16 protein-coding genes are annotated in these 13,026 nt (G+C 40.4%); 7 read left to right on the top strand and 9 right to left on the bottom strand.

From position 1 onward, the window contains the following. Window positions 1-89: 89 nt before the first annotated feature. From flgL to flgM, 4 genes are read right to left on the bottom strand one after another with little or no spacing between them, the layout of a single operon-like run. Window positions 90-968 carry a flagellar hook-associated protein FlgL gene (gene flgL / locus CVD27_RS25035; protein ID WP_101651579.1) on the bottom strand — a complete coding sequence of 293 codons (879 nt, stop codon included), beginning with the start codon at window positions 966-968 and terminating at the stop codon, window positions 90-92. Window positions 969-981: 13 nt separating this feature from the next. Further along, window positions 982-2,430, bottom strand: coding sequence for a flagellar hook-associated protein FlgK (gene flgK, locus CVD27_RS25030; RefSeq protein ID WP_101651577.1), 1,449 nt, complete (start codon window positions 2,428-2,430; stop codon window positions 982-984). Between the two features lie 32 nt (window positions 2,431-2,462). After that, window positions 2,463-2,942 carry a flagellar protein FlgN gene (locus CVD27_RS25025; protein WP_101651575.1) on the bottom strand — a complete coding sequence of 160 codons (480 nt, stop codon included), beginning with the start codon at window positions 2,940-2,942 and terminating at the stop codon, window positions 2,463-2,465. Further along, window positions 2,939-3,199, bottom strand: coding sequence for a flagellar biosynthesis anti-sigma factor FlgM (flgM, locus tag CVD27_RS25020; protein WP_101651573.1), 261 nt, complete (start codon window positions 3,197-3,199; stop codon window positions 2,939-2,941). Before flgM ends, CVD27_RS25025 begins: the two co-directional genes overlap by 4 nt. A 168-nt stretch (window positions 3,200-3,367) precedes the next feature. Here flgM and CVD27_RS25015 point away from each other — a divergent pair, with 168 nt between their 5' ends. Further along, complete coding sequence (locus CVD27_RS25015) at window positions 3,368-3,808, top strand: PilZ domain-containing protein (protein WP_180960442.1); 441 nt, start codon at window positions 3,368-3,370, stop codon at window positions 3,806-3,808. Between the two features lie 40 nt (window positions 3,809-3,848). On the opposite strand, the gene CVD27_RS25010 is transcribed toward CVD27_RS25015, so the two are convergent. The 5 genes from CVD27_RS25010 to CVD27_RS24990 form a co-directional block, all read right to left on the bottom strand. After that, entirely contained in the window at window positions 3,849-4,865 is a 1,017-nt protein-coding gene (locus tag CVD27_RS25010; RefSeq protein ID WP_101651569.1) for a serine hydrolase domain-containing protein, read from the bottom strand. Window positions 4,866-5,274: 409 nt separating this feature from the next. Continuing rightward, window positions 5,275-6,057 (bottom strand): flagellar hook-basal body protein, encoded by a 783-nt coding sequence (locus CVD27_RS25005; RefSeq protein WP_101651567.1) that lies wholly within the window; start codon window positions 6,055-6,057, stop codon window positions 5,275-5,277. A gap of 9 nt (window positions 6,058-6,066) precedes the next feature. Continuing rightward, the gene (locus CVD27_RS25000; protein WP_180960441.1) at window positions 6,067-6,912 is read right to left on the bottom strand and encodes a flagellar hook-basal body protein; all 846 of its coding nucleotides are present in this window, start codon (window positions 6,910-6,912) and stop codon (window positions 6,067-6,069) included. A 13-nt stretch (window positions 6,913-6,925) separates the two neighbouring features. Further along, complete coding sequence (locus tag CVD27_RS24995) at window positions 6,926-7,339, bottom strand: flagellar basal body-associated FliL family protein (RefSeq protein WP_101651563.1); 414 nt, start codon at window positions 7,337-7,339, stop codon at window positions 6,926-6,928. Between the two features lie 30 nt (window positions 7,340-7,369). Next, entirely contained in the window at window positions 7,370-7,813 is a 444-nt protein-coding gene (locus CVD27_RS24990) for a YaaR family protein (RefSeq protein ID WP_180960440.1), read from the bottom strand. 85 nt (window positions 7,814-7,898) lie between these two features. Between CVD27_RS24990 and motA the strand changes: the two genes are divergently transcribed. The 6 genes from motA (at window position 7,899) to CVD27_RS24960 (ending at window position 12,870) form a co-directional block, all read left to right on the top strand. Then, window positions 7,899-8,696, top strand: a complete 798-nt coding sequence (motA, locus tag CVD27_RS24985) for a flagellar motor stator protein MotA (protein ID WP_101651559.1) — start codon at window positions 7,899-7,901, stop codon at window positions 8,694-8,696. Next, complete coding sequence (locus tag CVD27_RS24980) at window positions 8,674-9,393, top strand: OmpA/MotB family protein (RefSeq protein ID WP_101651557.1); 720 nt, start codon at window positions 8,674-8,676, stop codon at window positions 9,391-9,393. Before motA ends, CVD27_RS24980 begins: the two co-directional genes overlap by 23 nt. 112 nt (window positions 9,394-9,505) lie before the next feature. Further along, a complete protein-coding gene (locus CVD27_RS24975; RefSeq protein ID WP_101651555.1) occupies window positions 9,506-9,976 on the top strand; it encodes a hypothetical protein in 471 nt (156 codons plus the stop codon). Next, window positions 9,976-10,488, top strand: coding sequence for a hypothetical protein (locus tag CVD27_RS24970; RefSeq protein ID WP_101651553.1), 513 nt, complete (start codon window positions 9,976-9,978; stop codon window positions 10,486-10,488). The genes CVD27_RS24975 and CVD27_RS24970 overlap by 1 nt, the downstream gene beginning before the upstream one ends. Before the next feature lie 103 nt (window positions 10,489-10,591). Then, window positions 10,592-11,497 carry a DMT family transporter gene (locus tag CVD27_RS24965; protein ID WP_101651549.1) on the top strand — a complete coding sequence of 302 codons (906 nt, stop codon included), beginning with the start codon at window positions 10,592-10,594 and terminating at the stop codon, window positions 11,495-11,497. A gap of 23 nt (window positions 11,498-11,520) precedes the next feature. Then, complete coding sequence (locus tag CVD27_RS24960) at window positions 11,521-12,870, top strand: MFS transporter (protein WP_101651544.1); 1,350 nt, start codon at window positions 11,521-11,523, stop codon at window positions 12,868-12,870. Window positions 12,871-13,026 lie beyond the last annotated feature (156 nt).

Genomic DNA, 13,026 nt, shown 5'->3' with positions numbered 1-13,026 from the left:
GAGGGGCAATGGCTCTTTTTTCTCATAAAATTACTGATTTTCCAACGCCTTCAAAATAAAAAAAGCACCCCGAGATCCTATTCGGAGTACTATCGTAAAAAATCAACTAATGTTTGCTGGATGACCTTGGCGCCTGAAGAAAGCGCGGCATTAAGAATCGTCTGCTGGGTGGTAAAATTCGTGATCACCTGGGCTAAATCCGCATCTTCCGTCTTTGATAACAGACCTTTCGTGGAAAGCTCCGTTTCATCCAAACGGTTAGAGATCATTTCTAATTGATTCACATTGGAGCCGACAATCGAACGGTGGGCGAGAATATTGCTTAATTGTTTATCTAAATGATCCAAATACAGCTGGGGATCCTTTCCTGCTTCCATTTCACTCGCGATTTTATCAATCGTTTCAGATAAATTTAAACCGCCCGACTGAAATTGGAAGATGTCAGCCCCATTCACATTTACCTTCATATAAATCCCCTGACCGACATTCCATGAAAGGGAATCATTATTTGTATTGACAAAACCGCCATTCTCAAACGGAGCCGTATCCGTAGCCGTTCCGGCAAACAAATACCGGTCGCCCAATCTGGCATTCGCGATATCACCAATATTCCCTTTTAACGACCTTAACTCCATCGCAATCGTTTGTAATGAATCTTGATTGTTCACCCCATTACTGCCTTGGACCGTCAGTTCCCTCGCTTTTTGGACAACCTGAGTTAAATCATCGAGCGCATTATCTGTTGTTTCGAGCCAGTTCAAACCATCTTCGGCGTTCCGTTTGAATTGTTCCGTTTCCGTTAGAACGGATCGATACGACATAATTTGTACCGACTTTACCGGATCATCGGAAACATTATTGATAGCTTTACCAGTAGAAATTTGTTCCTGATAACGGCTCATCGCACGGTAATTCGTTTGAATACTTCTGACGGCCTGCGTACTTAACATGTTTTGAGTAATCCGCATGTTAACTCACCTCCTAAATACCGACTCTTCCTGTTCCATTGATTAACTTATCCAGTACTTCATCCATCACGGAAATATATCTGGATGCCGCATTATACGATTGTTGAAACTTCACCATATTGGTCATTTCTTCGTCAATCGAAACCCCTGACACCGATTGTCTGCGGCTGTCGGCCTGCTGCAGAAGAATTTCCGAATTGCTTTCCATTTGTTCTGCTTCCTGCGCTTTAATTCCAACATCTCCAACGATGGTCCGATAAAAATTATTCAGCGTTGTGGATTGATTGGAAAAAGAAACATTTTTAAATTTCAAATTGTTCAGTTCAGTGGCGTTCCCTGCATCACTGGCATTAGCAGCCCGGGCAGCAGCTATTTTATTTAATGAAGCAGCAATCAAAGGATTAACCGTTATGTCTCCAGCAGTTTCTGGGTTATCCGAACTTCCCTTGGCCACAAAGAATGGAAGACGGTCAAGCGGTGCGTTAGAATCCGTTTTCCGGCTCTGAATGTCATCTAGATTCATCGCGCTGGCATCCGTGTGAATTTGATTAACTTCTCTGCTAAACGTCGTGACTAACTCATTGATTTTTGATAGAAAAGAGGAGATATCCCGCGTTAAGGATTCCATCATTCCTGCGATTTCTCCTGATTTCAATGTGGCCGTTTGACCATTTAATAATATCTGTTTCGTTTTACTGTCAAAGGAAACAGAGAAATTTTGATCCCCTTCTACGACATAGGCTTGACCAACAAGGATATCAACCATTCCATTGCCCGCTGGTTTCACCTGGATATCAGCCATCTTGGAGAGTTTATCAACCATCAAATCCCGCTGGTCCATTAAATCATTGGGCTGTTGACCGCTCGCTGTAATTTTGGCAATTTGCAGGTTTAGTTCACTAACCTGCTTCGTTAGATTGTTCATTTCCTGTGTTTTCGTTGAAAGCTGATTTTGCAAATCCGTACTTAAATTATTGATAGAATCAGAGATTTGATTAAAGCGGCCTGCCAAAGCATTGGCATTGGATAATACGGCAGCACGGGCTGCTAAACTATCAGGCTCTTTCGCTAAATCCTCCCATGATTGCCAAAAACGATCCATTGTTGCTTGCAGGCCAGTATCCGTTGGCTCATTTAGCGTTTCTTCAATTTTGGAAAGAGTGTCGTGCTTTACATTCCAAAACCCTTGCTGCTCATTTTGACTGCGAAACTGCCCATCTAAAAAGGAGTCCCGAATTCGGTTAATTTCCTTTGTTTCTACACCTGTTCCGATCTGCAAGGGGCCGTTCCCTGCGTTCAAACCAGGGTAAGATAGTGGATTCGTTGCTTGTGTAATGGCATTTTGCCTTGTGTACCCCTCCGTGTTGGCATTTGCAATATTATGTCCGGTCACACTCAAGGCTGTTTGTTGCGCAAATATGGCTCTTTTTCCAATCTCAAGCCCATGGAATGTAGAAAGCATGTATTCGTCCTCCTTGCTGTTGAATCCAATTTCTATACTTTGGCATCAAAGAAACTCCTTGAAGCCGATGACTCTCTTGGGTAATTTTTCGCTGCCGAATACGTGTGGGAAGATTCCCCAGGCTGTGTAAATAACGCCAGCATACGATTGACATAGACTAACGAATTTTCAATCAGCTGCTGGTTCAACTTATGCTGCTCTACTAATTCCTTTAATTTAGCTTTAAGTTCATTTTGATAAAATAGCAGTTCTTCCTTTTCTTTTGCAGATGAACTGCTTTCAATCAGCTCGCTTAGACAAAGGGATTGATAGGATTGTGTTTCTGCCTGCCTCTTTTCCTCTAGACGCCCAATCTCCTTCAATAAAGCAGATTCTTTGGAAAAAATGGAAAGCAGCCTTTCGGTATCCCCACTTATAATCGTCTCCTGTTTTTCCTTGCCCACCTGTACTAGCTTTTCATAAACCAAAATCATCTCTTGTAAAATGAATTTTAAAGGCTCATAGGTTGTCATTCTTCGATTCCTTTATTCCAATTGGACAGTAATTTGTCAGCTATTTTCTCACTATCTACCTTGTAGGTGCCATTTTGAATTTGTTCTTTCAATGCTTGAATTCTTTTTTCTTTGTCCACACTGATTTTTTCTTGTGCAGCCTGGGAGAACTCGACTTTATCAACCTGCGCCTTTTTTATCTCTTGATTTTGTACTTTAGAAATACTATTTTTATACGATTGCAACCCTTGCAGACGGCTGACATCATTAATTTTCATCCATACTTCCCCTTTCCATTTCCATTTCCATCTCCATCTCCGACTCACATGTCCATCTATTAGTTAGTATCGACATTTTACCAAGAAGTGTTTAATCCAAAAAGTCTTTTCATATATGGATTATAGTGTTAAATTGGTCTTATTACCAATTATTTAGGAGAGTTCACTTTGGCTACTACATATTTAGTCGTTGCAGTCATTCTGTTTATTGTGATCATTAGCGCTGTCCGTTTTACGGCTAGGAAAAAGAAGACTATCGTACCGTCAAGAGATAATAGACGTACCGCCTTTCGTCTTAGTTTATGGGAGCATGAATGCACATTGACGGCCCCCTCTTTCCCTGGCAAGGTCTTCTATGGGACCATTCGTGATATCAGCATTTCCGGAGTCAGACTTATTTCCTATGAAGATTTAACTGGAGTGGAGGATCTTAGAGTTCATTTTGAATTAGAAGAGTATTTTTCCCTGCCAGGAAAAATCGAAAGACGAAAAAAAATGGATAACGGTTTGTATGATTTCGGTATTCGCTTTGTTCGTTTAGACGAAAAAACCGAACAAAAACTATTTAAAATTCTTTGGGATAAAAGCAGAGAGAAAGTAGTTTTATAACAGATAAAACGTCGTGAAGAATGTTTCTTCACGACGTTTATTATTGGATGATATTCTTTATATCGCTTGCAAGCTGATGAATATTATTGTTCTTATCCCGAACATTCAGCAGAATCGCCATGACGGTATGGTCCTTAAAAAATACATGCAGCGTTTCCCAGCCGCCAACTACGCCCCTGCTATAAACCATATTGCCGTTAATGTAGACACCCTCTCCATACTTAGATAGCGATCCAGGTGTCAGCATTTCCTTTAAACTCCGTTCAGTAAGAAGCTTTCCGCTAAGTAATGCCTCATCAAACAAACAGAGATCCAGCGCTGTGGAATAGATATCCCCACAGCCGAATAGCTTGGCCAGATTCAGTAAATTGACCGGCAGCACATAATCTCCCGTTTTTAGATACCCCTTCGAAGTATAAGTCACCGGCCTGTTTTGCGTCATAAAACCGGAATGTGTCATCGAAGCTTTGTCAAAAATATTTCTTTGTATATAGGTATGTAATGGTTCTCCTGATGCTTTTTCAACGACTAGTCCTAACACGAAATAATTGATATCATTGTAATCCCACTTTTTACCAGCGGGATATTTCACACTGATTCCTTTCAGCATATCTTTTGATTTTCCATGGAAGAATAGATTCTCTTCTATTCCCGACGTATGGTTTAATAAATGGATTAGTTTTATACGGCGGCCATTTGGGAAGTTAGGAATAAATGCTGCTACCGAATCCTCTGTGCTCAACTTTCCTTTTTCCTGAAGCTGCAAAATACTTGTAGCAACCATCATCTTAGTGATGGATCCAATCGGAAAAGTGGTAGAAGGCAGGTTCGCTCTTCCATTCGCTCGATTAGCTAAACCAATTCCCTCGTTAAAAATTACCTTATCTTTCTTCACGACCGCAATGCTCCCATTGACATGTTTGGAAAGCAGGTATTGACGAATCCTTTGCTGTTCCTTTTGGGTCTCGGCGCCAGTATTCCTTGCACCAATTTTCGGGCTCATGGAACAGCTTTGTGCGATTAAGAAAAGCGCTATGACAAAATATTTGAATTTCATGCAATCACATCTTCCCTCAAGTGTCCATGTGATTATTATGCATGAAAACAGGAATAAATAACAAAAATATAGGTGAAATCAGGTAATAAAAAAGGTAATTTAGAAAATGAAAAGGAACGTTGCGAGGAGTTAACGACTGTACAACGAAAAAATGATTCGACAGGGTTGCCTATAGACCTTATTGGCGACCGACACACAAAAAAAACCATTTCCCTCGGTAGCCTATTGACCTTATTGACGACCGACACACGAAAAAATCATTCTCCTCGGTAGCCTATTGACCTTATTGGCGACCGACACACGAAAAAATCATTCTCCTCGGTAGCCTATTGACCTTATTGGCGACCGACACACGAAAAAAACCTCAAAAAAGGTACCAAGATCATTTAATTGGTACCTTTTTAGTCCTTTAACTCCTAATAATCCCGTTCGAGATCCCCATCATCTGATCGGCAAAAGAAATCGACCGTGAATTAAATTGAAATCCACGCTGAGTCGTAATCATATCCGACATTTCTTTACTCAAATCCACATTTGAAGATTCCACATAACCTTGCTTGATAGATGAAGAGGTAGTGGCAAAAATCTGATTTCCTGTCCCTGTAAAGCGGTACAAATTGTCCCCTTCATTGATTAATTTCTGTGGATCCGTAAAGTTAACCAATCCAATTTGCTGGGTAGTAGCAGCAACCCTGCCCGCCTCATTGACAGAAAGCTCGGTTTCATTTGGAATCTCCACTGGCCGGTTATTTTTATCTAATAAAAAATAACCCTCTTCATTCACTAATCGATAGGTCCCATTGTTCGTTGGACTTTTTTGAAACGAGCCATTTCTTGTATAGAAGGTTTCCGTCGTTCCTCCCTGCTGTTTTCCTACTTGAAAATAGCCCTCCCCAGCAATCATTAAGTCGAGCGGATGATTGGTTTCTTTCGGAATGCCCTGATCTAAAATCATTTTTGAGCCGTCCATATGAACACCAAAACCTGCCCGAATCCCATTAGGTGTCAATCGGCCTATTTCACGTTGGGCGGCCTTTTGATTTTCAATGGAGATGGCTAAATTTTCTTCGAAGGAGGCCTCCCGTCGTTTAAAACCCACTGTTTCGGCATTAGCAATATTATTAGAAATCGTATCTAATTTTTTTTGATAAGCGGTTAAACCCGTCGTGGCAATATAAAGCGAACTATTCATGTTTTTCTCCTACACTTTTCCGATAGAATTTAAAAGCTCAAGCGAACGATCGTAAGCCTGTAACACTTTTTGATTGGCTTCATAAAGCTTTACGTTCTCCATCATATTGGTCATCGTCATCGTTGGATCTACATTGGAGGTTTCGATCATTTTTTGATGAAGCTGGACACCTGCAGGCAGCTGGCCTAAAGGGGCCAGATTTTGTCCGTCTAGTCTGAACAAGCCATTCCCTTCCTTTATCAATGCATTTGGATTATTGACCTGAACTAACCCGATCGTATCTAACGTAGAGCTAGAAGCTGGGTCATCCGGATTAAGGATGATTTCCCCCTTCGCGTTAATAGATACCTCGTTTGAAGCAAGCAGCGGATGAGCCTGAACCGGTTTTCCCTGATTGTTTAACACCTTATACCCTTCTTGAGTGGTAAGCTGTCCGGTCTCATCTACTGTAAATCGTCCGTTTCTTGTATAGCGAATTTCACCGTCTGCATTTTGGACAGCAAAAAAGATACTTGGCTTTTGACCATTCACAAGCGGAAGAGCACGGTCATCGATGGCCACATCGAGTGGATTATCAGTAGCCACAAGGTCCCCCTGAAGGAAGCTTGAAATGTTTTCTTGAGCATAGACTCCCTGCTGCATCGAACCGATCCATGAAAATCCCGTTGCATTTCCTGCAGGATTTGTCTTCGCATCATTCATTCTTTCGAGAAAAACCTCCGGAAACGCCCGTAACGCTGTATCTACTTTCTTGTATCCCGGTGTATCTATGTTGGCAAGATTATTCGTTAATGCATCCTGCCGCCTTTGTAAGGCAATCATGCCGGATGCAGCTGTATCAATTCCTCGAAGCATTAAGTCTCTCTCCTTACTGAATGAGTAATTCCGTTGTAAAAACATTTGTGATTTTTCCCTCGGTGAATCGCTCATTCAACCGGGATTTTACTTTTTCCTCAAACGCTCCAATATTCTTAAAATCTTCCTTTTTTGATTGAGAAAGAATCTTGATGATATCACTTTCAATTATCGGGATAATTTTTTCCGCTTGTTTCTTTGTATCCTTTGAATCTAGTTCAATGGAAAATTTAACTTGTATAAGGTTATCTGAATTAAGATTGGTACTGATTTGGTCGGTTTCAATCGTTTGGTCTGCAAGCTGATCAATCGTGGCTGCTTTTGCTTTATTTTCAGGTGATTTTATGTATTGATAGTAATATAGACTACCTGCAGCGATTGCCATGATAATGATGCACGTAAAAAATACCTTTTTAAATTTTTTCATTTTGCCCTCCTGCGCTGCTCCACTAGTGAACTACAAATAGAGGTCAATCAATAGTCCTTTTATTTCCCCTATATTATCTAATAAACGGATATTTGGGTCTTCTTGTTTAATCATTTCTTCTGAAAGATCTAATAATTTTTTATCAATCTCTTTAATCACCTTTAATTTTCTTTCCCTACTAGACGAATGCGAAAAAGATGCCGTTTCTTCTAATGAAAGGCCATGCTTCACGACTTCCTGTAAGAAGGATTTAATTAGTCGTTTGTATTCATGCAAATCATTTAATGAGCGTGACCGGACTAACCGTTCGCCTTGCTTAGTAATCCCCTCTAAGAGGGTGTTGAAATGTTCTTTCGCAAGACTTATTTGTTTACCCGATAAGATGTTTTGAAAAGCAGCTAATTCACTAGGTTTTGTTTCTTTTGAGGAGAAGGAGATCTCTTTTGGGATATTGAATCCTTGACTAACTTTCAAACGTGGACACCACCAATATTGTCGAATTTTGTAAAACTTCAATACATTGAGATTATAGTTTTTCCGAATGTAAAAAGAAAGGAGAATTTCATTGACTACCATTATCGGTCTCATCTTAGCAATTATTTCTATTGGCATTGGAATGGTATTAAAAGGGGTATCTGTTCAATCCCTTGGGAATCCAGCTGCTTTTTTAATTATTTTTGGCGGTACCCTTGCCTCCTTGCTCGTTGCTTTTCCATTAAGTGAAATAAAGAAACTCCCGCAATTATTCAAAATAGCCTTTGTAGAACCAAAGCTTCCCACACCATCGGAAGTGATCGACATGATGGTAGAATGGTCGATGGTTGCAAGAAGGGAAGGTGTATTGGCCTTAGAAGAGATGGCAGAGACAGTCGAAGACCCTTTTTTAAAAAATGGACTTGAAATGATTATTGATGGCAGTGATCGGAACCAAATGGAGGAAATTCTGCTTGATGAATTAGATGCAGTGGCCGAACGGCATAAGGCTGGCAGTCTCATCTTCAGCCAAGCCGGCATGTATGCACCAACGTTAGGGGTGCTCGGCGCGGTGGTCGGCTTAATAGCTGCATTAGGAAATCTAAATGACATGGATGTCTTAGGCCACTCGATTGCAGCTGCCTTTATTGCTACTCTTTTAGGTATTTTTTCGGGATACGTCCTATGGCATCCTATTTCCAATAAATTAAAGCGAATTTCCAAAAAAGAACAGGATATAAAAGTCATGATGATTGATGGATTGTTAGCCATTCAAGATGGATTAACACCGAAATTAATTGAACGAAAACTGTCTGTTTATTTACCTTCAAAGGCACGTTTAAAGCAGGAGGAAACGTTCAGTGAAGAAGCGGAGATTGCATAACCATGAGGACGAACATATTGACGAGAGTTGGTTAATTCCTTATTCAGACCTGTTAACCTTACTATTAGCCCTATTTATTGTGCTTTTTGCTTCAGGGAGCATCAACAATGACAAGCTCCAGCAGATTATGATTTCAATGAATTCAGCCCTAAAAGGACAAGGCAGCAGCCTCATCATGAAAGAAAACGCCGGAGTGACTAAACAGCTTCAAAATAGCAAGGGGGAGGAAGAGAAACAACAGGAAAAAGAAAAATTACAGAACCTGATGGGGCAAATCGAGGATTACATTGATAGGCGGGGGTTAAATAAGGTCATATCCATCAAAGATGAACCAAAGGGGATCAAGCTTTCGTTAAAAGATATCATTTTATTTGAATCAGGAAGTGCGGATTTAAAAGGAAATTCCCTTATGATCCTTAACGACCTCCTGGACTTAATAAAGCAGGTGAAAAATCCGATAAGTATTGAGGGTCACACAGATAATGTCCCGATTACTGGAGGAAGATTCAAATCAAATTGGGAATTATCCTCTGCCCGAGCGCTCTCTGTTCTTTATTTTTTTGAGGAAAAAGGGATACCCTCCAATAAACTGCAATTTACTGGGTTTGGAGAACAAAATCCCATTTATCCGAATGATACATTAGAGCACAGGCAGGCAAACCGCAGAGTAGATATTACCATACTAAAAACGGATTAACGTAATAAAACTAGAGGCAGCTATCCTGTAAAGGAAAGCCGTCTCTTTTTTAATGAAATTTTTTCAAAGTTGTGGGACATAATAAATAAAAATGTTGATGAAGGGGGACGTTATGGCTTTTGCCATTTATGCCACTATAAGCTTATTTGCCGTTATTTATTGTACGGTAAGGCCAAAGGTACTCAACACTTTAGAATTAACGATGATATTCCTTGTCGTTATGTATTTGGATAGTAATATCATGGATTTTGTGATGTTGAATTTAAATGGTATTGTCTTAGCTAAAGCGACTTCTGCCCGCTTTACCTTTTACCTTTCGTTTATTGTTTTATATCCGTTAATCATTGCCTGCAGTATCGATCATATTCGTAAAATCAAAGCTAAGTTAGGAAAGGTTTTAATAGTCCTTGCTGCTGTTATGGCCATTGTGTGTTTGGAACGTGGATTAACCAATTTAGATGTTCTTACCTATAGAAACTGGAACTGGCTTTATGATTTTGCTCAATGGCTCTGTATTTATCTGATCACCTGCTGCCTTCATTCTCTTTTTCGAAAATTAGTCTTGAAGGAGTTGACTCACTAATGCTTTTACCCGATAAGTTTGACGAAAACGAATGGTTTATTCTCATATCCCTTATCCTGACCTATTCCTTGATTATCAAACTCCCTAAAAGATTTCCACACACCATTACCTTGCTCCTCCTTTTTTTCGGAATGGGATATGTTCAAGTCACTGACCATATTTTAGCCGGATCGAGCTATAATACGTATGATATCAATGACTATGGCTCCTATGAGTTATTTGATTTGATTGGCTGGTTCATTTATCCGCCGTTTGGATATTTTTTCATCTACTTCTTTGATAAGTGGTCAATCCGCAGCAAAGGTATATTTTGGTATATTATAGGCTGGTCATTCATTGCGATGCTTGTGGAATTGATTAGTCTAAAATTTCATATGTTTACCTATTATAGTTGGAAATTCTCCTATTCCTACCCCGTATACTTATTCACATTATGTGTTTATCTATTGTTCTTCCTATATATAAAGAGTACATTTGAAAAATTGCGGCAGATAAGGCGTACAGATCATTAAATCGCGCGGCTTGGTAAATTTTTGCCAAAGCATTGAGAGGTAGAAAAAACACGAGTATAATAGAAGGAGTTTATACAGTAGCTATTCATCATAGGAGGAACACATGAAACAGGACGGTTCTAGATCTTTTGCCCTGCCGCTGACGATTTCCATCATTGCGATTTCGTTTTCGGCTATTTTTGTGAAGTGGTCAGACGCACCAGCCTCTATTCTTAGTATGTATCGGATGTGGCTTGCCAGTATCCTGATGCTTCCGATTGTTTGGAAAAAGCGTCATGAATTTAAAAATATCGTCAAAAGGGATTGGTACCTTTTATTTTTTTCAGGGGTCTTTTTAGCCTTTCACTTTGTTCTCTGGTTTGGTTCGTTAAAGCTGACAACAGTGGCAAGCTCCACGATTATTCTAGCGCTGCAGCCAATTGTTTCTTTGGTAGGCGGTTTCTTTTTATATAAGGAACGCACAACACTGTCAGCTTTAATGACCATGGGGATTGCGATTATTGGCGCCATGATGATCGGCTGGGGGGACTTTGGGTTAAGTAAAAGTGCCATCATGGGAGATATCCTCTCCTTCTTAAGTGTCATTTCCGTTGTTGGTTACCTTTTGATTGGTCAGTCGACAGTTAAAAAGGTGTCTCATTGGCTTTATAGTTTCTGCGTCTTTTTATCTGCCGCGATTGTACTTACCATTTATAATGTTTCAGCAGGTGTGGCGGTAACTGGTTATCCCGCAAAGGAATGGGGCATCTTTCTCTTGCTCGCAACCGTTCCAACACTAAGCCATGTCATTAACAACTGGCTATTAAACTATATAAATGCGACAACGATTTCCATGAGTATTTTAGGAGAACCCGTCGGTGCTACCCTATTAGCTTTCTTCTTATTGCATGAAAATCTAGCAGGCTGGCAAATAGTCGGCGGTCTGCTCGTGTTAGTGGGTGTATTCTTCTTTTTAACTCAAAAACAGAAACCCGTACCGGAAGTTCTCAAAGAAAGTACTTTTAATTGACCTTTAAAAAAGGAGATATATGAATGAAGAGCAGAACAACTGTTATGGTTAGTATTGTTCTTGCCATGCTGGTCGCATCGATTGATTCTACTATTATGAATACAACGATGCCCATCATCGCAAAAGAATTAGGGCGATTTGACCTGTATGCCTGGTCATTTGCATCCTATATGATTACCAGTACAATACTTTCGCCAGTGGCTGGCAGATTATCCGATTTATTCGGCAGAAAAAAAGTTTTTGGAACAGGGATTCTTTTATTTCTAGTAGGTTCCTTCCTTTGCGGTATGTCCGCTAATATGATTCAATTAGTCCTATTCCGAGCCGTTCAGGGCATCGGTGCAGGATTTATGATGCCCTTCCCTGCTATTATTGCCGGCGACTTGTTTTCCGTTGAAAAACGAGGCAGAATTCAGGCCTTATTTACGGCCATGTGGGGATTATCCGCTGTTCTTGCACCGTTACTTGGCTCTTTTTTCGTGGAGTTTATGACTTGGAGATGGATTTTCTTTGTCAACCTTCCCGTATGTATAATAGCGTTTATTACCCTTCTGCCTTATAAAGAAAATTATCAGCCAAAGCCTGCAAAGGTCGATTACATGGGTGCGATTTTGTTTGCTGTTGGTGTAACCTCTCTTCTATTAGATACAATTGTGAAGGAAAATCGAGTGTTATACTTTTTGATTGGACTTGTCTTTTTAGTTGTTTTTTATTTTTACGAGAAAAAACAGGCATCCCCGCTTGTACCGTTATCGATGTTTAAAAATAAGATGATTTCACGAATGAACATCAATGCCTTTATTGGAACCACTGCTTTATTTGGTGCCTCTAGTTTTGTTCCCTTGTTTTTACAAAATATCGCTGGGCTTTCACTCTTCATGAGTGGGGTTGCCTTGCTTGGTACAGCCATTGGCTGGATGGCAGCAGCTGTCCCTGCAGGTAAATGGATCCTAAAGTACGGTTATCGCATCCTGCTGATTATTGGGAATGCGTTATTATTCGGTTCTGGTCTATTGTTAACCTTGCTCAATCCAAGTCACGGCTTCTGGTTTGTCTTTTTTGTTATGATTGTACAAGGAATGGCCTTTGGCTTGCTGACAACTGTCGGCATGATTGGTGTTCAACAATTAGTAGGAGCGAATGAACGAGGAATTTCTACTTCCTTCTTTATGTTCTGCCGGAATATGGGTACTGCGATTGGTGTAACAATCATGGGAGCCTTACTAACAAGCGGAGCGGACTTTATGCAGGGCATTCATCATTTGTTCGTTTACGGATTTATTGGAAGTATTTTAGCCCTACTGACTTCGTTCCTCATTCAGAAGGATGCTTCTGAGGAGAAACCTGTGGCTGCTAGGCCGAAATTGGGGTAATCAACGAAAAGCGTAAGCGCCTTGATCAGCCCCGACAAGCATAAGACGAGCCGGCCGAAAGGTTGCTTTTTAACCTTTTGGACGGATTGGCTGTAGACCATCGAGGGGCTAGGCGCTGGAGCTGGACAATTCTCAAAGTCGAAAATTTTTCTTATC

Origin of the sequence: Neobacillus cucumis, from assembly GCF_002860255.1 — a bacterium.
GTDB classification, from domain to species: domain Bacteria; phylum Bacillota; class Bacilli; order Bacillales; family Cytobacillaceae; genus Neobacillus; species Neobacillus cucumis_A.
The sequence above is the reverse complement of the archived record's forward strand: the minus strand, read 5'-3'. Positions and strand labels throughout refer to the sequence as shown.